Origin of the sequence: Vibrio sp. 10N.261.46.A3, from assembly GCF_041472995.1 — a bacterium.
GTDB classification, from domain to species: Bacteria; Pseudomonadota; Gammaproteobacteria; order Enterobacterales; family Vibrionaceae; genus Vibrio; species Vibrio coralliirubri.
The window spans coordinates 1-24,423 of record NZ_JBFRRH010000048.1 but is presented as its reverse complement, the minus strand read 5'-3'; the positions used below and the strand labels follow the sequence as shown (position 1 = coordinate 24,423).

At 46.9% G+C, this 24,423-nt stretch carries 23 protein-coding genes and 1 pseudogene; all 24 read left to right on the top strand.

Annotation, left to right across the window (positions count from 1 at the left end):
• Positions 1-4 precede the first annotated feature (4 nt).
• The gene (gene fliF / locus AB4484_RS12815) at positions 5-1,747 is read left to right on the top strand and encodes a flagellar basal-body MS-ring/collar protein FliF (protein ID WP_017064120.1); all 1,743 of its coding nucleotides are present in this window, start codon (positions 5-7) and stop codon (positions 1,745-1,747) included.
• Positions 1,740-2,801: a flagellar motor switch protein FliG gene (fliG, locus tag AB4484_RS12810; protein WP_017060682.1), complete on the top strand. Its 1,062-nt coding sequence runs from the start codon at positions 1,740-1,742 to the stop codon at positions 2,799-2,801. Before fliF ends, fliG begins: the two co-directional genes overlap by 8 nt.
• Positions 2,802-2,926: 125 nt before the next feature.
• Positions 2,927-3,727 (top strand): flagellar assembly protein FliH, encoded by an 801-nt coding sequence (fliH, locus tag AB4484_RS12805; protein WP_048607827.1) that lies wholly within the window; start codon positions 2,927-2,929, stop codon positions 3,725-3,727.
• Positions 3,727-5,046 (top strand): flagellar protein export ATPase FliI, encoded by a 1,320-nt coding sequence (gene fliI / locus AB4484_RS12800; RefSeq protein ID WP_372078516.1) that lies wholly within the window; start codon positions 3,727-3,729, stop codon positions 5,044-5,046. Before fliH ends, fliI begins: the two co-directional genes overlap by 1 nt.
• 19 nt (positions 5,047-5,065) lie before the next feature.
• Positions 5,066-5,503, top strand: coding sequence for a flagellar export protein FliJ (fliJ, locus tag AB4484_RS12795; RefSeq protein ID WP_017060679.1), 438 nt, complete (start codon positions 5,066-5,068; stop codon positions 5,501-5,503).
• 182 nt (positions 5,504-5,685) lie between these two features.
• Positions 5,686-7,800 (top strand): flagellar hook-length control protein FliK, encoded by a 2,115-nt coding sequence (locus AB4484_RS12790; RefSeq protein WP_372078514.1) that lies wholly within the window; start codon positions 5,686-5,688, stop codon positions 7,798-7,800.
• A gap of 73 nt (positions 7,801-7,873) precedes the next feature.
• On the top strand, positions 7,874-8,362 hold the full coding sequence (gene fliL / locus AB4484_RS12785; protein ID WP_086971103.1) for a flagellar basal body-associated protein FliL: 489 nt from the start codon (positions 7,874-7,876) through the stop codon (positions 8,360-8,362).
• Between the two features lie 7 nt (positions 8,363-8,369).
• Entirely contained in the window at positions 8,370-9,413 is a 1,044-nt protein-coding gene (gene fliM / locus AB4484_RS12780; protein ID WP_017631770.1) for a flagellar motor switch protein FliM, read from the top strand.
• 29 nt (positions 9,414-9,442) lie between these two features.
• Entirely contained in the window at positions 9,443-9,853 is a 411-nt protein-coding gene (fliN, locus tag AB4484_RS12775) for a flagellar motor switch protein FliN (protein ID WP_004739851.1), read from the top strand.
• Entirely contained in the window at positions 9,853-10,263 is a 411-nt protein-coding gene (gene fliO / locus AB4484_RS12770) for a flagellar biosynthetic protein FliO (RefSeq protein WP_372078513.1), read from the top strand. The genes fliN and fliO overlap by 1 nt, the downstream gene beginning before the upstream one ends.
• Entirely contained in the window at positions 10,250-11,179 is a 930-nt protein-coding gene (gene fliP, locus AB4484_RS12765) for a flagellar type III secretion system pore protein FliP (protein ID WP_081090241.1), read from the top strand. The genes fliO and fliP overlap by 14 nt, the downstream gene beginning before the upstream one ends.
• 11 nt (positions 11,180-11,190) lie before the next feature.
• Positions 11,191-11,460: a flagellar biosynthesis protein FliQ gene (gene fliQ / locus AB4484_RS12760; RefSeq protein WP_029235191.1), complete on the top strand. Its 270-nt coding sequence runs from the start codon at positions 11,191-11,193 to the stop codon at positions 11,458-11,460.
• Between the two features lie 6 nt (positions 11,461-11,466).
• Positions 11,467-12,249 (top strand): flagellar biosynthetic protein FliR, encoded by a 783-nt coding sequence (gene fliR, locus AB4484_RS12755; RefSeq protein WP_017060672.1) that lies wholly within the window; start codon positions 11,467-11,469, stop codon positions 12,247-12,249.
• A gap of 9 nt (positions 12,250-12,258) precedes the next feature.
• Entirely contained in the window at positions 12,259-13,389 is a 1,131-nt protein-coding gene (gene flhB / locus AB4484_RS12750; protein WP_372078511.1) for a flagellar biosynthesis protein FlhB, read from the top strand.
• A gap of 210 nt (positions 13,390-13,599) precedes the next feature.
• The gene (gene flhA / locus AB4484_RS12745) at positions 13,600-15,699 is read left to right on the top strand and encodes a flagellar biosynthesis protein FlhA (RefSeq protein WP_017064115.1); all 2,100 of its coding nucleotides are present in this window, start codon (positions 13,600-13,602) and stop codon (positions 15,697-15,699) included.
• Positions 15,700-15,726: 27 nt separating this feature from the next.
• On the top strand, positions 15,727-17,256 hold the full coding sequence (gene flhF / locus AB4484_RS12740; RefSeq protein ID WP_372078509.1) for a flagellar biosynthesis protein FlhF: 1,530 nt from the start codon (positions 15,727-15,729) through the stop codon (positions 17,254-17,256).
• 13 nt (positions 17,257-17,269) lie between these two features.
• Positions 17,270-18,157, top strand: coding sequence for a MinD/ParA family protein (locus AB4484_RS12735; RefSeq protein WP_048661509.1), 888 nt, complete (start codon positions 17,270-17,272; stop codon positions 18,155-18,157).
• Entirely contained in the window at positions 18,150-18,884 is a 735-nt protein-coding gene (locus AB4484_RS12730) for an RNA polymerase sigma factor FliA (RefSeq protein WP_017060667.1), read from the top strand. Before AB4484_RS12735 ends, AB4484_RS12730 begins: the two co-directional genes overlap by 8 nt.
• A gap of 42 nt (positions 18,885-18,926) precedes the next feature.
• A complete protein-coding gene (cheY, locus tag AB4484_RS12725) occupies positions 18,927-19,295 on the top strand; it encodes a chemotaxis response regulator CheY (protein WP_016767062.1) in 369 nt (122 codons plus the stop codon).
• A 105-nt stretch (positions 19,296-19,400) separates the two neighbouring features.
• Positions 19,401-20,132, top strand: a complete 732-nt coding sequence (locus AB4484_RS12720; RefSeq protein ID WP_017064113.1) for a protein phosphatase CheZ — start codon at positions 19,401-19,403, stop codon at positions 20,130-20,132.
• A gap of 9 nt (positions 20,133-20,141) precedes the next feature.
• Positions 20,142-22,334 (top strand): chemotaxis protein CheA, encoded by a 2,193-nt coding sequence (locus AB4484_RS12715; RefSeq protein ID WP_372078506.1) that lies wholly within the window; start codon positions 20,142-20,144, stop codon positions 22,332-22,334.
• Between the two features lie 13 nt (positions 22,335-22,347).
• Entirely contained in the window at positions 22,348-23,472 is a 1,125-nt protein-coding gene (locus tag AB4484_RS12710) for a chemotaxis response regulator protein-glutamate methylesterase (RefSeq protein ID WP_086971116.1), read from the top strand.
• A gap of 10 nt (positions 23,473-23,482) precedes the next feature.
• The gene (locus AB4484_RS12705; protein WP_372078504.1) at positions 23,483-24,265 is read left to right on the top strand and encodes a ParA family protein; all 783 of its coding nucleotides are present in this window, start codon (positions 23,483-23,485) and stop codon (positions 24,263-24,265) included.
• Positions 24,252-24,423 (top strand): annotated as a pseudogene (locus tag AB4484_RS12700) (chemotaxis protein CheW); the annotation flags it as partial. The gene AB4484_RS12705 and the pseudogene AB4484_RS12700, both read left to right, overlap by 14 nt.

Below are 24,423 nucleotides of genomic sequence, written 5' to 3'. Positions count from 1 at the left end.
AATAGTGGCAGATAATAGTCAAACAACAGATTTAACCGTAAGCGATAGCAACGACCACGCACTGATTGCAGGCTCTGAGCTAGACGGAGAAGGTCAAAATCCCGATCTAGGTGAACGCAGTTCATCGAAGTTCGATATGGCTGTCGGTGATCTCGATTTACTTCGTCAGGTCGTCTTAGTCCTTTCTATCTCTATATGTGTAGCGCTGATTGTGATGCTGTTTTTCTGGGTGAAAGAACCAGAAATGCGTCCATTAGGGGCTTACGAAACAGAAGAATTGATCCCCGTTCTTGATTACTTGGACCTGCAAAAGATCCAGTACACGCTTGAAGGCAATACCATCTCAGTACCGGCGAGTGAGTACAACTCATTGAAGCTTAATATGGTACGAGCGGGTTTGAACCAAGAGCGAAACGCGGGTGATGACATTCTCATGCAAGACATGGGCTTTGGTGTATCACAACGTTTAGAGCAAGAACGCCTTAAATTAAGCCGTGAAAGACAGCTTGCCAAAGCCATCGAACAGATGAAACAGGTGCGTAAAGCTCAGGTTTTATTGGCCCTGCCGAAGCAGAGTGTTTTTGTTCGTCATAATCAAGAAGCTTCCGCTTCCGTATTCCTAACCCTGAAAACCGGTACTAATCTCAAGCAGCAAGAAGTCGATTCTGTTGTGGATATGGTGGCAAGTGCTGTTCCGGGAATGAAGACCTCACGTATTACGGTGACCGATCAGCATGGCCGATTGTTGAGCTCAGGCTCTCAAGACCCTATGTCTGCGGCGCGTCGTAAAGAACACGAGTTAGAGCGCAATCAAGAGCAAGCACTGCGTGAAAAAATTGACTCTATCCTGATTCCTATTCTTGGGTTTGGTAACTACACCGCTCAGGTTGATATCCAGCTCGACTTCAGTGCTGTGGAGCAAACCAGAAAACGTTTTGATCCGAATACACCGGCGACTCGAAGTGAATACACCTTAGAAGATTACAACAACGGCAATACTGTGGCGGGTATTCCGGGTGCGTTGAGTAACCAGCCTCCAGCGGATGCCTCAATTCCACAAGACGTTGCTCAGATGAAAGACGGCGCGATGACAGGCCAAGGCTCTGTTCACAAAGAAGCGACCCGAAACTTTGAGCTAGACACCACCATCAGTCATGAACGTAAACAGAGCGGCACGGTTAATCGCCAGACGGTTTCTGTTGCGATCAAAGACCGTCAATCCTTGAACCCAGATACGGGTGAAGTGGTTCATACTCCGATTCCGGCGAGCGAGATCAATGCGATTCGCCAAGTACTGATTGGTACGGTGGGCTTTGATGAAACTCGTGGTGATTTGCTAAACGTATTAAGCATGCAGTTTGCACCTCAAGTAACAGATGTTGTTGCTGATGTACCAATCTGGGAGCATCCAAACTTCAATGATTGGGTTCGTTGGTTTGCAAGTGCCTTGGTTATTATTGTGGTGGTGTTGGTACTTGTTCGCCCTGCAATGAAGAAACTGCTTAACCCAGCAGCAGACAACGATGAACAGATGTACGGCCCTGATGGTATGCCAATTGGTGCCGACGGCGAAACCAGCTTAATTGGTGGTGATATTGAAGGTGGTGAGCTGTTTGAATTTGGTTCAAGTATCGACTTACCAAACCTTCATAAAGACGAGGACGTGCTGAAAGCAGTACGTGCACTTGTAGCGAATGAACCAGAGCTAGCAGCTCAAGTAGTTAAGAATTGGATGGTAGATGGCTAACGAAATAGTTCCACAACAAACTGAAGGCGGTGAAGTGCTTGATGTCTCTAGCGTGGATATCGGCTCTATCTCAGGCGATGAGCGCGCTGCGATCTTGTTGCTCAGTTTAAATGAAGAAGATGCTGCTGGTATTATTCGTCACCTAGAGCCAAAGCAGGTTCAGCGTGTGGGTAGTGCGATGGCGCGAGCTACAGACCTATCCCAAGAGAAAGTAGGCGCAGTGCACCGTGCTTTCTTAGATGATATTCAGAAGTACACCAACATTGGTATGGGCAGCGAAGACTTCATGCGTAATGCGCTAGTTGCTGCTCTGGGTGAAGACAAGGCGAATAACCTTGTTGACCAAATCCTTCTCGGCACAGGTTCGAAAGGTTTGGATTCGCTTAAGTGGATGGATCCTCGTCAGGTGGCGAGCATTATCATCAACGAGCACCCTCAAATTCAAACTATTGTGTTGTCGTACCTCGATGCCGATCAATCGGCTGAGATCCTGTCTCAGTTCCCAGAGCGAGTTCGTCTGGATCTGATGATGCGTATTGCCAACCTTGAAGAAGTTCAACCTTCGGCGCTTGCTGAATTGAACGAAATCATGGAGAAACAGTTCGCGGGTCAAGCGGGTGCTCAAGCAGCCAAAATTGGTGGCCTGAAAGCCGCGGCTGAGATCATGAACTACATGGACAACAATGTAGAAGGCGTCTTGATGGATCAAATCCGTGACCAAGACGAAGACATGGCAACGCAGATTCAAGATCTGATGTTTGTCTTTGAAAACCTTATTGAAGTTGATGACCAAGGTGTTCAACGTCTACTACGTGATGTTCCACAAGACATTCTACAGAAAGCACTTAAAGGTGCCGATGAAGGTCTACGTGAGAAGATCTTCAAGAACATGTCTAAACGTGCTGCTGATATGATGAGAGACGATATTGAGGCGATGCCGCCAGTCAAAGTCTCTGACGTTGAAGCGGCTCAGAAAGAGATTTTGGGTATTGCGAGGAAGATGGCAGACAGTGGCGAAATTATGCTGTCTGGTGGCGCCGACGAGTTCCTTTAATACAGAAACCTCAAAAGCCCCACACTGTTGGGGCTTTTCTTTATCCAATCTCGAACCACAGATTAACTCAGTTTAACTGCTTGAATTCACAATACAGTTAAGCCACTCATAGATAGGTACTTGATATGTCAGGTGATAGAAAACGCGGCTTCCTTCGCCCTGAAGAAGATAATACGGTTGCCCAACCTCAGAAATGGGGGCTGCCTGACTACACCTCTGACGTGAGCAAACAAGCCAAAGAAACCGCTTTTAACTACGACCCTAGTTGGATGCCAACGGTTGAAGAAGCCATTGAAGATGAAGAACTGGTTCTGACTGAAGAGCAAATCGAGCTGATTAAGCAAGGCGCTTATCAGGAAGGGCTGCATCAAGGCCAAGAGGCGGGCTTTAAGCAAGGCTATGAAAAAGGCAAAGAAGAAGGCTTTGCCGCAGGTCACGAAGAAGGCAACGAAGCCGGCAAGCTTGAAGGCGTAACCGCAGGTCAAGAATACATTCAACAACAAGTGGCCGTTTTCATGGGGCTGGCAAACCAGTTCGCTCAACCATTAGAGCTGATGAACGCTCAGGTGGAGAAGCAATTGGTCGACATGGTGCTTACCATGGTCAAAGAAGTGGTTCATGTTGAAGTGCAAACCAACCCACAAATCATATTAGATACCGTTAAAGAATCGGTAGAGTCGTTGCCGATCTCTGGTCATGCCATCACATTGAAGCTTAACCCAGAAGATGTCGCGATCATTCGCTCTGCGTATGGTGAAACTGAGTTGGATTGCCGTAATTGGACGCTGGTCGCAGAGCCAGCACTCAACCGTGGTGATGTACAAATTGAAGCGGGTGAGTCGAGCGTTAACTACCGCATGGAAGATCGCGTAAAGAACGTCATTCAAAACTTCTGCGGCACAAATCGCCACCAAGGTCATGAGTAATGCTTGAGTTAGCGAATCGTCTCAGTCAGTACAAAGTCGAGGGGCTAAAATCGCGACCAATTGCCTCTGGTAAATTAGTACGCGTTGTTGGCTTAACGCTTGAAGCGACCGGCTGTAAAGCGCCAATCGGCAGTTTGTGTTTAGTCGAAACCATGTCTGGTCAGATGGAAGCCGAAGTCGTCGGTTTCTCTGGCGATAACCTATTTTTGATGCCGAGTGAGCAAATCACCGGGATCTTACCTGGCGCTCGCGTCACGCCAATGACTACCGAAAGTGGTATCCCTGTTGGAATGGAACTGCTCGGTCGAGTGATCGACGGCGTAGGTAGTCCACTCGACGGGTTAGGTCCAATCTATACAGAGCAACGCGCTTCATTTAATGCGGAGCCAATCAACCCGTTAGCTCGTAAACCGATTTCTGAACCACTCGATGTCGGCTTGAAAGCCATTAATGGTTTGCTAACCGTGGGTAAAGGGCAACGTATCGGTCTGTTTGCTGGCTCTGGTGTCGGTAAATCCGTAACTCTGGGCATGATGACTCGAGGCACAACTGCGCAAGTAGTGGTCGTAGGCCTAATCGGTGAGCGTGGACGAGAAGTTAAAGAATTTATTGAAGAGATTCTTGGTGAAGATGGCCGTAAGCGTTCGGTTGTTGTTGCCGCTCCTGCCGACTCATCACCATTGATGCGCTTAAAAGGCTGTCAAACCGCGTTGGCTGTCGCCGAGTACTTCCGCGACCAAGGCTTAGATGTTCTGCTACTCATGGATTCATTGACCCGTTTTGCTCAAGCTCAGCGTGAAATTGCTCTGTCTGTGGGTGAGCCGCCAGCAACCAAGGGCTATCCGCCATCAGTCTTCGCTAAGCTTCCTGCGCTGGTGGAACGAGCAGGTAACGGCAATGATGAACAAGGTTCTATCACGGCTTTCTTTACCGTGTTAACCGAAGGCGATGACTTACAAGATCCGATTGCGGATGCGTCGCGAGCAATTCTCGATGGTCACGTTGTGTTATCTCGTGAGATGGCCGATGCCGGTCACTACCCAGCGATTGACGTTGAGAAATCCGTCAGTCGTGTTATGCCGCAAATCACCACTGAAGAACATGTCTTGATGTCGAAAGCGGTAAGGCAAGTGCTGTCTATCTGCCGTAAAAACCAAGATTTGGTGTCGATTGGTGCTTACAAGCCAGGAACGGATCCAGCAATCGATAGTGCCTTCACGTTGAAACCAAAACTGGATGAGTACTTGCAGCAGAAGATGAAAGAGACCGTCCCATACGACATGTGCGTCAACATGTTGAAACATGTATTGGGTGGCTAACGGGTGAATAAGGTTAGTCATGGATAACGCATTAGAATTTTTGCTCGATCAAGCCAAAGATCAAGAGAACCAAGCGGTACTTGCGCTCAACAAAGCGAACTCTGAGCTGCAAGGTTACTATGAGCAGGTTGCGCAAATTGAAAAGTATCGACTGGATTACTGTCAGCAGCTCGTTGACCGCGGCAAGGCAGGCTTAACGGCGAGCCAATATGGTCACTTGAACCGCTTCTTAACTCAGTTGGATGAAACATTATCCAAACAGAGAGAAGCCGAGCACCACTTTAAAAATCAAGTCGACAACTGCCAAAGCTACTGGATGGAGTTACGCAAAAAACGTAAATCCTACGAGTGGTTGATGGAGAAAAAGCAGAAAGAGAAAGCAAAGCTGCAAGATCGAAGAGAACAAAAGCAAATGGATGAGTTTTCGACTCTGTTATACAGCCGAAAGAAGATGTGATCCTAAGCCACGAATGACGTCAGTGCTGTTCTCTATATTGTGAAAACCGAACTTATAGGCATGTTTCTTGCTCCGTTTTATATAAAATTGCGCGTTATGCCCACCAAAGGCATGAAAAGCATCCGACTTTCTTTTTGTTGCCTGATTCATGGCAGCAAAGCTAGTAGATAGAGCTTGTATATATGAATGTTAGTCTTTCCTCAAATTCAGCGACCAACAAAACGTCATCGTTGTTGGACACCGGTTCTGCCTCTTCCAAGGTAGAAGAAACCGGCGACTCTAAAGGTTTCTTTGAGTCCTTTAAAGAAGCGCTCGGCTTTGAAGAAAGTGACAGTAAAGTCGCAGCAAAAGACACAGAAAGCACTGCGAAACCTGATACTAAACAGACATCTACCGAAGGTGAAGCGTCAGCCGAAGCGAACAAAGGTGATTCCGCTGAATCAAAGGCTACTGACGAAGTGAGCGAAGCGCAAAGCAAGCAAGCAGCTTCAGAAGTAGAAGGCGAGAAAGCTGCTGATAAAACATCAGCAGAGGCTGCGTCTGGATCTGAGGATAAGCTCAAAGCCAATTCGGGCACTGATAGCACTGTCGCTGATAAGACTGTCGCAGATAAGGTAGATGGTAAAGATGCGCAGGCTACAACTAACGAATCTAAAGAACATATTGCTCAATCCCAAAATCAGGGTTCATCAACGGTAGATGGTGCTGCGCAGGCATCGCAAGCCAATGCAGCGATGAGTGAAGGCAATAAATTGCTTGGTCAATTGGATGAGGCAAACAAAACTCTCAATCAAGCGCCAAACGGCAAAGGCTTGCCTCAGCAAGGTCAGGTAGAACAAGCCCAAGGTCATATCACCGGTGCTTCTGTTGCAGGAGCTTCCGTTACGGATAAGGCGACACAACAAGCTAAGGCTGCAAATCAAGAGAAGAGCCTTGAAGTCGACTCTGAAATCGCTGTACTTACCGGAGGTAAGGGTGTTTCTCAGCTAACTGATGCTGAAATTCGACAGTTGATGGATAAAGGCGTCACTCCAGAACAAATTGAAGCCAGTATGAGCCGAGAGCTGAGCCAAAAGAATGCAGCTAGTGCGGTTGCTGCCGAGCAGAGCCAAGCATTGTCAGCCGCGGATATTGAACTTGCAAAGCAGGTGGATGCCCATACCAAAGCGCTAAACCAATTGAATGGACAAATCGAATCAGAGCAGCCTGTTGTCGATAGCTTGCTTCAGAAGCAACAAAGTGGTGCTAAGTTGACGGTTGATGAGCAAGCCGCTTTGGCTAAAGCGACCTCTAACCTAGACCTATTGAATCAACAGCTCACTAACGTTCAACAACAAGCAACGGCTTTGCTAAGTCAAGCTCCGGCTGCGAACAGTGTGTCCGGTGAACCCGCTGCTATTGATTGGGATAATACGGATTCAAGCGAAACTAAAGCCTTAGCTGCGGCAGCATCAACAGCAGCTGTAGCGACGGCGGCACAACAAGTGTCAGCGCAGGCCGCTTCTCAATCAGCAAACAATGCTCTTACGGATAAGGCGGCAATGCTGCACGCCAATAATGCACATGCAGCCCAACAAGCTAATGTTGCTTCACCTCAGCAGCAAGCAACGCTGGATCCAGCTTTAACCGCGCAAGGTATGGCGATGAATGCAACGCCACCTGCCACAAAAGCAGGCTCGACTGATACGCTTCTTAAAGCGGGCGCCGGTGCAGCAGCACTGTCTGGTTTGGGTAAAGCGGGTGCTAAAGAAGATTCTAAAGATTCGACCTTTGCCCAGCAGATCGCTTCTGCGGCTGGTGCACAAGGTACAGCAACGGTGGGTTCAGCACCTACACGAGCTGAAATTCAAGCTGCTCAACAAGCGCCCTTACAGCTCACCAAAGAGCTAGCCAATGAGCAGGTGGCTGAAAAAGTACAAATGATGATGTCTAAGAACCTTAAGAACTTGGACATCCGTCTCGACCCACCAGAACTGGGCCAAATGAAAATCCGCATGACCATGAATAATGACGTGGCAAACGTGCACTTTACCGTGAGCAATCAGCAAGCGAGAGATGTGATTGAACAAACCTTACCTCGCTTGAGAGAGATGCTTGCTCAGCAAGGTCTGCAGCTTGCCGATTCGTCTGTTCAACAACAGAACTCCGGTCAGGGACAAGATAGATACAACAATGGTGAGCAACAATCCGGCGCTAACCGCACAAATGATACGCAAGGTGATGAAAACCTTGATAGTGGCAGCAATCTTGAATTGAATGTCGCATCAAAGCGTGATGGAATTAGTTATTATGCCTAATATCAGGCTAAGAACGCTTGGTTAATAGAAAAAACCATCAGTTAATCGAAAGAACAGGAAGTTAGAGTAAAGTATGGCAGAAGAACAAGATGCACCTAAAGGGAAGAGCAAGCTCCTTATAATCATTATTGCCGTAGTCGTGTTACTGCTTGGTATAGGTGGTGCGCTGTACTTTTTCTTAGGTTCTGACGATAGCGCCTCTGAATCTCAGTCTCAGCCAGCAACGGCTGTGGTCGCTGCAGAGCCTGTTATGTATGTTAATATTCCTCAGCCCTTCTTGTTTAATGTGACAGGTGACAAAAAAGATCGCCTAGTTCAGATAAAAGCACAACTCATGGTACGTGGCAGTAAGAATGAAGACCTGGCTCGTTACCACTCTCCACTTGTAGAAAGTACGCTACTGGCCACGTTTGCTTCGGCAACGGTTGACCAATTGCGCTCACCCACTGGACGAGTAGAACTGCGTGACAAGGCAACAGAAGATATTAAAGCAAGTCTGGCTCAAGCTGTTGGCCAGCCTGTGATTGAAAAAGTGTTATTCACTGACTTCGTAATTCAATAGGTAATTTGTGACCGATTTATTAAGCCAAGACGAAATTGATGCGCTGTTACATGGCGTTGATGATGTTGAAGAAGTTGAAGATGTCTTAGAAACCGAAAATGACAATGCGGTCAATTTCGACTTCTCATCTCAAGATCGAATCGTCCGTGGTCGAATGCCGACCCTTGAACTTATTAACGAGCGCTTCGCACGTCATATGCGTATCAGCTTGTTTAATATGTTACGTAAAACGGCTGAAGTGTCGATCAACGGCGTACAGATGATGAAGTTTGGCGAGTACCAAAACACATTGTATGTACCCACCAGTTTAAACATGGTTCGTTTCCGTCCATTAAAGGGTACGGCACTGATCACCATGGAAGCTCGTCTGGTTTTCATTCTCGTAGAGAACTTTTTTGGCGGTGATGGTCGTTTCCACGCCAAGATTGAAGGTCGTGAATTCACGCCTACTGAAAGACGAATCATTCAGTTACTACTGAAAATTGTTTTTGAAGATTACAAAGAAGCTTGGTCTCCAGTGATGGGGGTTGAGTTTGAATACTTGGATTCTGAAGTGAACCCAAGTATGGCGAACATTGTGAGCCCAACCGAAGTGATTGTTGTGAGTTCGTTCCACATTGAAGTGGATGGAGGTGGTGGTGACTTCCACGTTGTCATGCCTTACTCCATGGTTGAGCCGATCCGTGAATTGCTTGATGCGGGTGTTCAATCAGACAAGATGGAAACCGATGTTCGTTGGAGTACCGCACTGCGTGATGAGATCATGGATGTGCCCGTCAACTTCCGTGTGAATTTGCTAGAGCAAGATATTTCCCTTCGTGATCTGATGGAGCTGCGCCCTGGTGATGTTATCCCAATGAACATGCCTGAACACGCAACCATGTTTGTCGAAGAACTGCCGACTTATCGTGTGAAAATGGGCCGTTCTGGTGAGAAGCTTGCAGTTCAGATTTCGGAAAAAATTCAAAGACCCCATGTGGTTAAAACTGATCTCGCTTTTCTAGGTAAAGACTTAATGTCTGAACTCGAAAACAGCGATGATGACGAATAGAAAAATAGATAAAAGTATAGGAATTGGTAATGGAACCTAGTGAAGATCAAAAGCTAGCAGACGAATGGGCTGCAGCACTTGGTGAAGATCCTTCAGCGCCGTCAATTGATGTTGATGATGTGCTTGCGGCACCACTTGATGAGCTAACCGATTCATCATCTCCGATTTCTGAAGATGAGCGTCGTAAGCTGGATACCATTATGGATATTCCAGTGACTATTTCGATGGAAGTTGGCCGCTCTCAGATCAGTATCCGCAACTTACTCCAATTGAACCAAGGTTCGGTTGTTGAGCTTGATCGAATCGCTGGTGAGTCACTAGACGTGATGGTCAACGGAACTCTGATTGCTCACGGTGAAGTGGTTGTAGTAAACGACAAGTTTGGTATTCGTTTGACTGACGTTATTAGCCAGACAGAACGAATTAAGAAGCTGCGTTAATGAGCTTTCTGTCTCCAAGATTGGCTAGGCTAATTATGGGGGGAGCTTTGTTCTCTTGTCCTTCTATTGCCTTTGCTGCAACGCCGCCTTCTCTCGATTTAGCGACCACCTTTGGGTCGCTAATTTTCGTTATAGCCTTCATTTTATTTATTGCTTGGCTGCTCAAGCGAATGCAAGTGCCTGCGATGTCGAATCAACAAGGTTTGGCGATTGTTAGGCAAATCCCTGTTGGTACTAAAGAGCGTATCGCTATTGTGCAAGCGGGTGATGAACAGTTCTTGGTAGGGATTACCACACAATCGATTCAGCTGATCTCTAAGCTCGATAAACCTCTTACTCAGGAGATGCTGGAAAAAAGTACATTTTCAAGTCAGCTTTCCCAGCTAATAAAAAAAGATGCAAACAAGTAACGGACTTTTGAACTCCTCTTACTTTCACCAAGCAGGAGCTTTCCGAACGGTGAAAGTGTGGTTGGTTCAGCTTATTCTCCTATGCTCAATCGTATTCAGCGTGTCGGTATTTGCACAAGCTGAAGACGGCACCGTCATTCCTGCGAATACCGCTGGCTCGGAATCGGTCACTATCAGCACGATGGAACAAGACCAAGCCAAATCGACAACCATGACCACGGGAAGCTTGACTGGCAATGGTGGCGGCATACCTGCCTTTACCATGACAACCAATGCCAATGGCGGCGAAGATTACTCGATTAACCTGCAAATTCTTGCGTTAATGACCATGCTTGGCTTCTTGCCGGCGATGGTGATTTTGATGACATCGTTCACTCGTATTGTGGTAGTGATGTCTATCTTGCGTCAGGCGATGGGTCTACAACAAACACCGTCTAACCAAGTCATTATTGGTATCGCGATATTCTTGACCTTCTTCATCATGTCGCCAGTCATTAATCAAGTTAACGAACAAGCAGTTCAGCCTTATCTAAATGAACAGATATCGGCACGACAGGCATTTGATGTTGCCCAAGAACCGATTAAATCCTTCATGCTCAAACAGACTCGAATCAAAGATCTTGAAACCTTTGTCGAGATTTCTGGCGCGGAAGTGACTAACCCTGAAGATGTTTCGATGGCGGTTCTGATTCCAGCATTTATCACCTCAGAATTAAAAACGGCTTTCCAGATCGGCTTTATGTTGTTTTTGCCGTTCCTAATCATCGACCTGGTGGTGGCATCGGTATTGATGGCTATGGGTATGATGATGTTGTCACCGATGATTGTATCGTTGCCGTTTAAGTTGATGCTGTTTGTTCTGGTTGATGGCTGGAACTTGATACTCTCCACACTCGCCGGCAGTTTTGCCTTGTAGCTGGGGGAATAATGAATCCTGAAATATTCGTAGAGTTGTTCCGAGATGCCCTTTGGATGGTATTAATCATGGTTTGCGCCATCATTATTCCTAGCCTGCTGATCGGTTTGGTTGTGGCTGTTTTCCAAGCCGCGACCTCAATCAACGAACAAACACTGAGTTTCCTGCCGCGTTTGATCGTAACTTTGTTGGCGTTGATGCTATTCGCACACTGGATGACCCAGATGATGATGGAGTTCTTTTTTGAGCTCATCGAACGCTTGCCGCAAGTTCTGTATTAAATCGATATGGAATACCCAACGAGCCTTGTACTAGAGTGGTTAGCCAATTATTTTTGGCCATACACTCGCATCTCAGCGATGCTGATGGTGATGACGGTAACAGGGGCACGCTTCGTGTCACCGCGTATTCGTCTGTATTTAGGCTTGGCGATCACTTTTGCGGTGATGCCTGCAATTCCGGCCGTTCCTAAAGAGATTGAACTTCTGTCCTTTCAAGGCTTCCTGACTGTCTTTGAACAGATCGTGATTGGCGTGGCCATGGGCTTTGTTACCCAGTTCATGATTCAAACCTTCGTCATGCTCGGCCAGATCTTGGGTATGCAATCGAGCTTGGGTTTTGCTTCAATGGTCGACCCGGCGAACGGGCAAAACACGCCGGTACTTGGTCAACTGTTCATGTTGCTTGCGACCATGTTTTTCTTGGCGACCGATGGTCACTTGAAAATGCTGCAGCTGGTGGTGTTTAGCTTTAAGACCTTGCCGATTGGCAGTGGTTCTCTGACCTCTGTTGATTTTCGAGAGCTCGCGTTGTGGCTCGGTATCATGTTCAAAACGGCATTGGCGATGTCCTTGTCGGGCATTATCGCGCTGCTCACGATTAATCTCTCTTTTGGTGTAATGACGCGTGCGGCACCTCAGTTAAACATCTTTTCTTTGGGTTTTGCATTTGCGCTACTCGTGGGTCTGTTACTTTGTTGGTACATCCTTGGCGGCTTGTATAGTCACTATGAGCTATTCTGGATGCAGGGCGAACAACAGATATGTCGTCTAATCCGGTTAGATTGCTAGGAGACTGAAATGGCAGAGTCAGACGGTCAAGAACGCACAGAAGACGCCACGCCCAAACGCTTGCAACAGGCCAAAGAGAAAGGGCAGGTTGCAAGGTCAAAAGAGCTAGCGTCAGCATCGGTACTAATTGTCGGTGCGATTGCATTAATGTGGTTTGGCGAATCGATGGCGAAGGCTTTGTTCGAGGCGATGCAACGTCTGTTCTCTTTGAGTCGCGACGAAATCTTTGACACCAATAAGCTGCTTGAAATCGCTGGTGGCGCAATGGTGAACCTGCTTTTTCCGCTGTTTTTGATACTGATAACCTTATTTGTTGCTGCCGTCATCGGCGCTGCGGGTGTCGGTGGGATTAACTTCTCAATGCAAGCGGCGATGCCAAAGGCGTCTAAGCTCAACCCACTGAGTGGTATCAAGCGTATGTTTGGCCTGCAAAGTTGGGTTGAACTGCTCAAGTCTATTCTTAAAGTAGCGCTCGTATCGGGGATGGCGATTTATCTGATTCAAGCCTCTCAGCATGATTTAATGCAGCTGAGTATGGATGTGTACCCGCAGAACATCTTTCATGCCTTGGATATCTTGCTCAATTTTATCCTGTTGATCAGCTGCTCACTGCTGATTGTGGTGGCGATTGATATCCCGTTCCAGATCTGGCAACACGCCGATCAATTGAAGATGACCAAACAAGAAGTCAAAGACGAATTCAAAGACACTGAAGGTAAGCCGGAAGTGAAAGGCCGAATTCGTATGCTTCAAAGGGAAGCGGCTCAGCGTCGCATGATGGCCGATGTCCCTCAAGCGGATGTGATTGTGACCAACCCGGAACACTTTTCAGTGGCGCTGCGCTACAAGCAGAATCAAGACAAAGCACCAATTGTGGTTGCTAAAGGTGTCGACCACATGGCGATGAAGATCCGAGAGATTGCGCGTGCAAACGACATATATATCGTTCCAGCGCCGCCATTGGCGAGGGCACTTTATCACACCACTGAGCTAGAACAACAAATTCCTGACGGTCTGTTTACGGCAGTTGCACAAGTGCTTGCATATGTTTTCCAGCTTAAACAGTACCGAAAACGAGGTGGTGAGCGACCAAAACTGCAAGATTCTAATATGCCGATCCCACCTGATTTACGTCATTAGATCAATTGCTTGAGCTCTGCGTGATGAACCCTGATAATAGCGAGCTAGCTAATCTTCCTTTTATAGAGGTGATGGCGATAATTTGACGTGAGATGTTGGTACAGTGTTTGCTGTAGTAGCCTGAACATTATAAGCCCATAGCAAACAGCCCTGACTAAGACCTAATCCACTTGTTCAGAGAGCTACAACATAGCGAAACTGTCTAGATTTATGAAATTCTCCCTGCCTTTTGTGGACAAGCTACCTAAAATCCCTAACCGTGCCATGCCTGCGATTGGTGCACCTGTTATGGTACTTGCAACGCTTGCTATGGTGGTGTTGCCCATTCCAGCTTTCTTGTTGGATATGTTCTTCACCTTCAACATTGCACTGTCTATGGTTGTGCTACTGGTCTCGGTATATACCCGCAGGCCTTTAGACTTCGCTGCATTCCCAACCGTCCTGCTGATTGCGACTCTACTTCGATTGGCCTTGAACGTTGCTTCGACACGTGTGGTATTGCTCCATGGTCATGAAGGTGGCGACGCGGCCGGTAATGTGATTGAAGCCTTCGGTAACGTGGTTATCGGTGGTAACTATGCGGTAGGTCTAGTGGTGTTCTTGATTCTTATGATCATCAACTTCATGGTTGTAACCAAAGGTGCGGGTCGTATCTCGGAAGTAAGCGCGCGTTTCACGTTAGACGCCTTACCGGGTAAACAGATGGCAATCGATGCCGACTTGAACGCAGGTTTGATCGACCAAGACCAGGCGCGTCTGAGACGTTTTGAAGTAACCAAAGAAGCTGACTTCTACGGTTCGATGGACGGTGCTTCTAAGTTTGTTAAAGGCGATGCGATCGCCGGTATCTTAATCTTATTCATCAACATCATTGGTGGCTTGAGCATTGGTATGGCTCAGTTTGACCTTGGTTTTGGTGAAGCAATCGAAATCTACACGCTACTGACTATCGGTGATGGTCTGGTTGCACAAATTCCATCTCTATTACTGTCTATTGCAGCTGCGATGATGGTAACGCGCCAAAATACTGATGAAGATATGGGTGAGCAACTTGTCTTCCAGATGTTCGACAATCCAAAAGCCTTGATGATCACCGCCGCCATCCTTGGCATCATGGGTATTGTTCCGGGTATGCCACATTTCTCGTTCTTGAGCCTTGCCATCGTTGCAGGAGCGGGGGCGTATTACATCGATAAAAAGAACAAGAAGAAGGCGGAAGAACCTAACCTTCCGGCGACAGTTGAAGCGAATGGAGAAGTAGGCTCTCAGAAGGAGCTCTCTTGGGATGATGTTCAACCTGTCGATATTATTGGTTTAGAAGTGGGTTACCGTTTAATTCCTTTGGTTGATAGAGACCAAGGCGGGGAATTGCTTGAGCGTGTTAAAGGTGTGCGTAAAAAGCTGTCTCAAGACTTTGGTTTCTTGATCCCAGCAGTACACATTCGCGATAACCTAGAACTGACACCAAACAGCTACCGCATTACCTTGATGGGTGTTGCTGTGGGTGAAGCTGAGATTAAGCCAGACATGGAGCTCGCGATTAACCCAGGCCAAGTCTATGGCATGATCGATGGCGAGCCGACGATTGACCCTGCCTTTGGCCTTGAAGCGGTTTGGATTCGTGAAGAGCAGCGTGAACACGCACAAGCTCTAGGTTATACCGTTGTAGATTCTTCTACAGTACTGGCGACACACCTTAGCCAACTGCTAACTAACAATGCATCGCAGCTCATTGGCCACGAAGAAGTTCAGAACTTACTTGAGATGCTCAGCCGCTCAACACCTAAGCTGGTCGAAGGTTTTGTACCGGATCAATTGCAGTTGGGTGTGGTTGTGAAAGTACTACAGAACCTGTTGAATGAAGCGATTCCAATTCGTGACATTCGAACCATAGTCCAAACTTTGTCGGAGTATTCAGGTAAGAGTCAAGAACCTGACATACTAACTGCGGCGGTTCGCATCTCATTGAAACGATTAATTGTTCAAGAAATCAATGGTATAGAGCCAGAATTGCCAGTGATAACCTTGATTCCTGAGCTGGAACAAATCTTGCATCAAACCATGCAGGCATCCGGCGGAGAATCTGCTGGTATTGAACCTGGTTTAGCCGAACGTTTACAGACCTCCCTCAGCCACGCTACACAAGAGCAAGAGCTGAAAGGTGAGCCCGCGGTACTATTGACCTCTGGCGTGTTGCGTTCGACTCTGGCTAAGTTCGTGAAGAACACGATCCCAAGCTTACGAGTCTTGTCTTACCAAGAAATACCGGACGAAAAGCAGATACGTATCGTACAAGCTGTTGGTAATTAAGCCGCCTAATTAGAACGGACAATCGAATTGAAAATTAAACGATTTTTTGCAAAAGATATGCGAACGGCTCTGCTCCAAGTTAAAGAAGAACTTGGTTCAGAAGCTGTGATCATGTCTAACAAAAAGGTCGCAGGTGGCGTGGAAATTGTTGCCGCTATTGATGGCGAATCCAGCCCGTCGACAGCGAGCCAGAGACTAAATAAACCTCAGCAGCCTGCCCAAAGCCAATATACGCAAATGGCCGCGCCCGCAGCTCCTGCAGGGCGACGTCAATTAGATGATGACAAGGTTAGCCTACAGTCGAATGCTGAAGGTGGACGCTCAATGACCAAGCGCTTTGCGAACATGCTAAAGCAATACAGCCATGGCGCCGATGATGAGCCACAACATCGTGCTGAAAATGAAGATTCATTGTCAGCATTGCTCAATCGCCAATCAAGCACGGGTCATAAGTCTCATGGCCATCAGCAATCTCACGGAAACCAACAGTCTCACGGCAATCTTGATTCAGCATTTGCTCGTGAAACGGGTTTGTCTAAGTTGATTGCTGAAGACCGCAGAGTAGAGCGCCCGGCACCTCGCTTGGATCCGACCCGTTATGATCGTGGTCGAGAGAATACTCAATCCAAAGGTTCTGATACTGAAATGGAAACGATGCGTGAAGAGATGACCTCAATTCGTCGTCTGTTAGAGCATCAAGTTTCCGGGTTAATGTGGCAAGAAGTTGAGCGTCGTGAACCGCTCAGAGCGATGCTTATTAAGCGCCTTGAGCGTATGGGTGTATCTGCAGAGCTTGCCGATCAAATGGCTTGCTACATTCCTGAAGATACTAAACCTGCACGTGCATGGAAGGCTTTGTTAGCACTGGTTGCTGACCAAATCTCCGTTACACAAAAAGATATTTTAAAACGCGGCGGTATTGTGGCTCTACTTGGCCCAACCGGCGTGGGTAAAACAACGACTGTTGCAAAGCTAGCTGCACGTGCTGCCATGGAATATGGCGCTGATAACGTCGCACTAGTGACAACTGATACATATCGTATAGGTGCACATGAGCAGTTATCGATCTACGGTCGAATTATGGGTTGTCCTGTAAGAGTTGCTAAAGATTCTAGCGAACTGGCCGATGTAATATATCAGTTACGTAATCGTCGCCTGATTCTGGTCGATACTGCAGGCATGGGACAACGAGATGTTCGCCTATCTGAGCAGCTAGACACATTGATGCAAGAGAGTGGTTCCGTTATCAATAGCTACCTTGTGTTGCCTGCAACCGCGCAACGCAAAGTGCTGCAAGAAACAATTGAACACTTTAGAAGAATCCCGTTGTCGGGATGCATCATGACTAAGCTGGATGAATCCCTAAGTCTAGGTGAATTCATCAGTGTCGTAATACAAAATGCATTACCAGTTGCTTACATAGCAAATGGTCAACGAGTTCCTGAAGATATCGTCATAGCTCAGCCAAAGTACATGATTGCTAAGGCCAATGAGTTATTAGAAAAATCTACAGAGAATGAACCTCATTACTGGAATAGCGATTCTGAAGGGCTCTAGGCGGCGGATAAATATGAATGAAAATATGATACATGATCAAGCTAGCGGCCTCCGTCGCTTAACCAAGCCTTCACTCACAAAAGTTATCGCTGTAACCGGTGGTAAGGGAGGCGTTGGTAAATCTAATGTGACGTTAGGTATGGCTATTTGCATGGCGCGCCAAGGCAAAAAAGTCATGGTGCTAGATGCCGATTTAGGGCTAGCGAACGTCGATATCATGCTAGGTATTCGTTCTAAACGAAACCTTGGGCATGTGTTGGCTGGCGAATGTGAACTTAAGGATGCGATTGTCGAAGGTCCGCACGGAATTAAAATTATTCCAGCGACATCGGGCACACAAAGCATGACAGAACTTTCACACGCTCAGCATGCTGGTTTGATTCGCGCATTCGGTTCGCTTGAAGACGAGATGGACATCTTGTTGGTTGATACCGCAGCTGGCATTTCGGACATGGTGATCAGCTTCTCAAGAGCGGCGCAAGACGTGGTTGTTGTGGTATGTGATGAACCTACCTCGATCACGGATGCATATGCTTTGATTAAGCTTTTAAGCAGAGAACACCAAGTTCAGCGATTCAAAGTTGTTGCAAATATGGTCAGAAGCTACCGCGAAGGCCGAGAATTATTTGCAAAGTTGACTTTGGTCACAGAGCGCTTCTTGAATGTGAGCCTCGAACTCGTAGCATGTATTCCTTTAGATGATAAAGTACGTCAATCAGTCAAGAGACAGAAAATCGTAGTAGATGCGTACCCTCGTTCTCCAGCTGCATTGGCAATCAGCTCTTTGGCTAATAAAGCATTGACCTGGCCAATACCAAAAACGCCAAGTGGACACTTGGAGTTCTTTGTTGAAAGGCTGCTGAATCGTACTGAATTTATAGAGGAACCATTTGGTGAATAAAGCGCTTACTTACGATCAACATGCTAATCACAATAGCCAACAGGCTTTTTTTGAGAAGTATTCTGTGTTGGTTAAACGTATCGCTCATCACTTGTTGGGGCGATTACCGCCTAATGTCTTGGTTGATGACTTAATTCAAGCTGGCATGATTGGCTTGATTGAAGCGCAACAAAACTATGATGGTACTAAAGGCGCAAGCTTTGAGACGTATGCAGGTATTCGGATTCGCGGGGCAATGTTGGATGACATTCGCCGTGGGGATTGGGTACCGAGATCGGTTCATAAAAACAATCGAGAAATCAGCAGTGCAATTGCGGAATTAGAGGGTATCCTCAACCGCGACCCGAGTGATGCCGAAGTGGCAAAACACATGGGGCTCAGTTTAGAGCAGTATCACAGTGCTTTAACTGACATTAATTGCTCAAGACTGGTTGGAATCGAAGATTTAGGCGTCTCAGATGATGTAATATCTCCGAATGAAGACTCTCAAGATAATACGCCTTTTCAAGGGGTTGCTGATGAGTCATTCCGCCAAGCTTTGATCGATTCGATAAAACAACTTCCGGAAAGAGAAGGCCTTGTGCTTTCGCTTTATTACGACGAAGAACTCAATTTAAAAGAGATTGGGGAAGTGTTAGGTGTCAGCGAATCTCGTGTCAGCCAAATACTGAGCCAATCTATGCAGCGTTTACGCACTAAGTTAAGTGCTTGGACACAGAACGACTAACAACACTGATCCTATTCAGTGGAGGCTAATTTGAACAAAAACATGAAAATTCTCATTGTTGATGATTTTTCAACGATGCGCCGAATTGTTAAAAACCTACTTCGCGACTTAGGTTTCAACAACACTCAAGAAGCAGATGATGGCTTGACCGCGTTACCTATGCTGAAAAAAGGCGAATTTGATTTCGTGGTAACTGACTGGAACATGCCAGGCATGCAAGGGATTGACCTGCTTAAACACATTCGCGCAGACGCAGAACTTAAGCACCTTCCTGTGCTTATGATCACGGCTGAAGCGAAGCGTGAGCAGATCATCGAAGCAGCGCAAGCGGGTGTTAATGGTTACATTGTGAAGCCTTTCACTGCTGCAACGCTGAAAGAGAAACTTGATAAGATTTTTGATCGCTTATAAGCATCAATAAATTTAGGCACTTCTAGGTAAACACTGGCTGATAAGTTATCTGTTTATCTCGATAGCCTAAGCGCACAAAGTATGCGGAGTAAGGCCGAATTCAGGATGATTTCATTAGAACAAGCAAAAAAATTAGTAGAGCTGCTTGAGAACGATGAGCAGCAAAATGCTGATTCTCTTGTGAGAAGCATTTATGAAGATAACTTTAGTCTTCAAGACAATCCAATGCTTCAAGAAATAGGAAGTCTGACACGCGACCTCCATGACTCTTTGACTCAATTCAATTTCGATGAACGCATCAGCGTTATCGCAAATGACGAAATCCCTGACGCAAGGGATCGCCTTCAGTATGTCATTGATAAAACGGAAGTTGCGGCAAACAAGACGATGGACGCTGTTGATCGCTGTATGCCAATCGCAGACAACCTACACGAGTGTTTACTTCAAGTAAGGCCTCAATGGAATGAACTGATGCATGGCCGCATTGAGCTGGCACAATTTAAAGCTTTATGTCACCGCATTGATGGATTGCTTGTCCAAGTAGAAGGCGACAGTACTGAACTACGCGGACAATTGACTGAAATCTTGATGGCTCAGGATTTCCAAGATTTAACTGGGCAGATAATTAGCAAAGTTATTACCTTGGTGAATGAGGTGGAAGGACGTTTGGTCGAGATTCTCACGGTATTCGGTGCGAATCAAAAAGAGCCAACTCCAGAGTCAGAGAAGAAAGCATCGATTGCGCCTGAAGGTCCAATTATGAACCCAGAAGAGCGCGAAGACGCTGTCGCATCTCAAGATGAAGTCGACGATTTGTTATCCAGTCTTGGATTTTAAAGGTAACGTATGAGCTACGATTTAGACGAAGATATTCTTCAGGACTTTTTAGTCGAAGCAGGAGAAATCCTTGAACTCCTATCAGAACAACTGGTAGAGCTTGAGAATAACCCTGACGACAAAGACCTATTAAATGCTATTTTCCGTGGTTTCCATACAGTAAAAGGTGGTGCTGGTTTCCTAGCATTAACTGAGCTGGTGGATACTTGTCATGGTGCTGAGAATGTGTTCGACATTCTACGAAACGGCCAACGCAGCGTAACATCAGGTTTGATGGATACCATGCTGCAGGCGCTAGATACAGTCAATGTACAGTTTCGCGCCGTGCAAGATCAGGAACCTTTAGTACCAGCTGACCAATCTTTATTGGATGAACTTCACCGTCTCTGCAAACCAGAGTCTGCGGATGAAGTGGCACCAGTAGAAGCGCCTGCGCCTATTATCCCTGAACCTGTTGTTGCAGCGCCTGAGCCTGTTATTGCTCCGGAACCTACTGCTGAAAGCTCAAACATCAATGCATCTTCAGTCGATGATATCTCTGAAGATGAGTTTGAACGCTTACTTGATGAGCTTCACGGTAAAGGTGGTTCACCAACAGCGCCTTCTGCACCAACACCGCCGCCAGCCCCCGCTGCACCTCAGCCTGTTGCTGACAGTGGTGATATTACTGATGACGAATTTGAAAAGTTATTAGATGAACTGCACGGTGCGGGTAAGAGCCCGACAGCGGCAAGTTCAACGCCTCCTCCTCCGCCAGCGCCTCCTGCAGCACCTGTTTCGGCGATGTCTGAAGGCGATGATCTGATGACTGACGAAGAGTTCGAGAAGTTACTTGACCAACTACACGGCTCAGGTAATGGACCTTCGATTGAAGAATTGGATGCAGCGACTAAGCCTGCAGAAGTTAAGGCAGTAGCACCTCAAGCTGCGCCTAAACCAGCCGCGCCAGTTGCCGTTAAAGCTGAGCCAAAACCGAGCGCTCCAGCAAAAGCTGAAGTTAAAGCGCCGGCGAAGAAGCAGCAAGCTGAAGCGACAGTTCGCGTTGACACATCAACACTAGACACCATCATGAACATGGTGGGTGAACTGGTATTGGTGCGTAACCGACTTGTCAGCCTTGGCCTTAACAGCAACGACGAAGAAATGTCGAAAGCTGTCTCTAACTTAGATGTTGTTACTGCAGACCTACAAGGTGCGGTAATGAAGACTCGTATGCAACCGATCAAGAAAGTATTTGGTCGCTTCCCACGAGTTGTCCGTGACCTTGCTCGTAGCTTGAAGAAAGACATCGTTCTTGAAATGCGTGGCGAAGAAACGGACCTTGATAAAAACTTAGTAGAAGCACTTGCTGATCCCCTGATTCACTTGGTGAGAAACTCTGTCGATCATGGTATTGAAATGCCAGACGACCGTGTTGCTGCAGGTAAATCTAGAACGGGTAAAGTGATTCTGTCTGCCTCTCAAGAAGGTGACCACATTGAGCTAGCTATCGTTGATGACGGTGGCGGTATGGACCCTGATAAGCTTCGTGCTATCGCGGTTAAACGTGGTCTGATGGATGAAGATGCAGCGTCTCGCTTATCAAATAAAGAGTGCTTCAACCTGATTTTTGCTCCTGGCTTCTCAAGCAAAGAGCAGATCTCGGATATATCTGGTCGTGGTGTAGGTATGGACGTTGTGAAAACAGCGATCAACACACTGAACGGCTCTATTGATATTGATTCAGAAATGGGACAGGGCACCAAGATCACCATCAAGGTTCCGCTAACCCTAGCGATTCTACCAACCTTAATGGTCGGTGTTGCGGGTCACCCATTTGCGTTGCCATTGGCATCGGTTAACGAGATCTTCCACCTAGATTTAAGCCGCACAAACGTGGTTGATGGTCAACTGACGATCATCGTTCGCGATAAGTCTATTCCGTTGTTCTACTTGCAAAACTGGCTTGCTCCTAAAGCGGGTATTGTTGAACTGCGTAAAGGGCACGGCCATGTTGTTATCGTACAACTTGGTAGCCAACGTGTTGGTTTTGTTGTCGATACGCTTATCGGTCAAGAAGAAGTCGTGATCAAGCCGCTTGATAAGCTTCTGCAAGGCACGCCAGGAATGGCAGGCGCGACAATTACAAGTGACGGACACATTGCATTGATTCTAGATGTGCCGGACTTGTTGAAGCAGTACGCAGCTGCGTCAAGAATTTAATTTAAGGATAAATATGGCGATTAAAGTATTAGTCGTTGATGATTCGAGTTTTTTTCGTCGTCGCGTTAGCGAGATCATCAACTCAGAGGCTCGCCTAGAAGTCATTGATGTTGCAGTAAACGGTAAAGAAGCCGTTGAGAAAGCGAAACAGCTAAGACCTGACGTAATCACGATGGACATTGAAATGCCTGTCATGGACGGCATCACTGCCGTTCGTGAGATCATGGCCGCGTCTCCAACGCCTATTTTGATGTTTTCATCGTTAACGCATGATGGAGCGAGAGCAACGTTAGATGCGTTAGATGCAGGTGCTCTAGACTTCTTACCTAAGAAGTTTGAAGACATCGCACGTAACCGCGACGATGCAGTTGCATTGCTTCAACAGCGAGTGATTCAGATTGCTGCAAAGCGTGCATTTATGCGTCGTGCTCCTATTGCGCCGAGAGCGACAGCAACGACTTCAACATCTACGCCATTGCGCCAACCAATTTCAACAACAGCTGCGACTTCCACAGCGAAGCCTGCGGTTGCATCAACGGCGAAATTCAGAGCGTCAGGTAAGAAGTATCAATTAACAGCAATTGGTACGTCGACTGGCGGCCCTGTCGCTCTACAGAAGATTTTGACTCGCATCCCTGCCAACTATCCACACCCAATTGTGTTAGTTCAGCATATGCCTGCAACATTCACCGCTGCTTTTGCTAGTCGATTGAACACCTTGTGCAAGATTGAAGTTCGTGAAGCGCAAGACGGTGATGTGCTAAAGCCTGGAGTAGCGTATCTTGCGCCGGGTGGTAAACAGATGATGGTTGATGGCCGCGCAGGGTCTGCACGTCTAAGAATTATCGATGGCGGCGACCGCATGAACTACAAGCCTTGTGTGGATGTCACATTCGGCTCCGCAGCGAAGATCTACGGCGACAAAGTCTTGTCTATGATACTGACCGGTATGGGCGCAGATGGTCGAGAAGGTTCGCGTATGTTGAAAACTGCGGGCTCGACGATTTGGGCACAAGACGAAGATAGTTGTGTTGTATATGGTATGCCTCAAGCTGTAGCAAAAGCTGGCATTTCTACTGAAGACCTACCTCTAGACCGCATCGCGGAAAGGATCTTGGTTGAAGTTGGGTTAGCTTAGGTAAATCGAGATGATTGTTTGGAGTGTTGCAAACCAAAAAGGTGGTGTTGGTAAAACGACCACGACCGTGACTCTAGCAGGTTTACTTGCGTTGAAGGGGCACCGTGTTCTGTTGGTTGATACTGACCCACATGCATCACTGACCACCTATTTGGGTTACGACTCAGATACGGTGGAATCGAGCCTGTTTGATCTGTTCCAGTTGAGTGAGTTTAACGCGCAGACGGTAAGACCTTTGCTTTTACAAACGGAAGTCGAAGGTATCGATATTATTCCTGCCCACATGTCTTTGGCGACATTAGACCGTGTAATGGGAAATCGAAGCGGCATGGGGTTAATCTTGAAGCGTGCTTTGGCCGCTTTGAAAGACGATTACGACTATGTATTGATCGATTGCCCGCCAATTCTGGGTGTGATGATGGTCAATGCATTGGCTGCTAGTGATCGTATTTTGATTCCGGTACAGACGGAATTTTTGGCGATGAAGGGCTTAGAGCGCATGATTCGCACTTTGACCATCATGCAGAAGTCTCGCAAAACACCGTTTAAGGTGACGATTGTCCCAACAATGTACGACAAGAGAACCAAGGCTTCACTGCAAACATTAACGCAGCTCAAAGATGATTACCCAAACCAAGTTTGGACGTCTGCTGTGCCGATAGATACTAAATTTCGAGATGCGAGCCTAAAGCGCTTACCAGCCTCTCATTTTGCATCGGGTAGCCGTGGTGTATTTGCTTATAAACAGTTGCTTATTTATCTCGAAAGGTTGGCGATAAATGAGCGCGAATAAAGAATCAATATTGGCGCAGCCAAGTCTCTCCAGTGAACAAGCTCTGGATGACTACTTTACTGCGCTGTTAGGTGATGAAAGCTTTGAATCTGACGATTTTTTTGTTGACGAGTCGAGCGACGAATCACAATCTGAAGAGCCAGAGCCAGAGCCAGAGC

Excerpts from the sequence above, each read along its gene's own strand:
- fliG (WP_017060682.1), top strand. The coding sequence starts at position 1,740 with ATGGCTAACGAAATAGTTCCACAACAAACTGAAGGCGGTGAAGTGCTT.
- fliH (WP_048607827.1), top strand. The coding sequence starts at position 2,927 with ATGTCAGGTGATAGAAAACGCGGCTTCCTTCGCCCTGAAGAAGATAAT.
- fliI (WP_372078516.1), top strand. The coding sequence starts at position 3,727 with ATGCTTGAGTTAGCGAATCGTCTCAGTCAGTACAAAGTCGAGGGGCTA.
- fliJ (WP_017060679.1), top strand. The coding sequence starts at position 5,066 with ATGGATAACGCATTAGAATTTTTGCTCGATCAAGCCAAAGATCAAGAG.
- AB4484_RS12790 (WP_372078514.1), top strand. The coding sequence starts at position 5,686 with ATGAATGTTAGTCTTTCCTCAAATTCAGCGACCAACAAAACGTCATCG.
- fliL (WP_086971103.1), top strand. The coding sequence starts at position 7,874 with ATGGCAGAAGAACAAGATGCACCTAAAGGGAAGAGCAAGCTCCTTATA.
- fliN (WP_004739851.1), top strand. The coding sequence starts at position 9,443 with ATGGAACCTAGTGAAGATCAAAAGCTAGCAGACGAATGGGCTGCAGCA.
- fliO (WP_372078513.1), top strand. The coding sequence starts at position 9,853 with ATGAGCTTTCTGTCTCCAAGATTGGCTAGGCTAATTATGGGGGGAGCT.
- fliP (WP_081090241.1), top strand. The coding sequence starts at position 10,250 with ATGCAAACAAGTAACGGACTTTTGAACTCCTCTTACTTTCACCAAGCA.
- fliQ (WP_029235191.1), top strand. The coding sequence starts at position 11,191 with ATGAATCCTGAAATATTCGTAGAGTTGTTCCGAGATGCCCTTTGGATG.
- fliR (WP_017060672.1), top strand. The coding sequence starts at position 11,467 with ATGGAATACCCAACGAGCCTTGTACTAGAGTGGTTAGCCAATTATTTT.
- flhB (WP_372078511.1), top strand. The coding sequence starts at position 12,259 with ATGGCAGAGTCAGACGGTCAAGAACGCACAGAAGACGCCACGCCCAAA.
- flhA (WP_017064115.1), top strand. The coding sequence starts at position 13,600 with ATGAAATTCTCCCTGCCTTTTGTGGACAAGCTACCTAAAATCCCTAAC.
- AB4484_RS12735 (WP_048661509.1), top strand. The coding sequence starts at position 17,270 with ATGAATGAAAATATGATACATGATCAAGCTAGCGGCCTCCGTCGCTTA.
- cheY (WP_016767062.1), top strand. The coding sequence starts at position 18,927 with ATGAAAATTCTCATTGTTGATGATTTTTCAACGATGCGCCGAATTGTT.
- AB4484_RS12720 (WP_017064113.1), top strand. The coding sequence starts at position 19,401 with ATGATTTCATTAGAACAAGCAAAAAAATTAGTAGAGCTGCTTGAGAAC.
- AB4484_RS12715 (WP_372078506.1), top strand. The coding sequence starts at position 20,142 with ATGAGCTACGATTTAGACGAAGATATTCTTCAGGACTTTTTAGTCGAA.
- AB4484_RS12710 (WP_086971116.1), top strand. The coding sequence starts at position 22,348 with ATGGCGATTAAAGTATTAGTCGTTGATGATTCGAGTTTTTTTCGTCGT.
- AB4484_RS12705 (WP_372078504.1), top strand. The coding sequence starts at position 23,483 with ATGATTGTTTGGAGTGTTGCAAACCAAAAAGGTGGTGTTGGTAAAACG.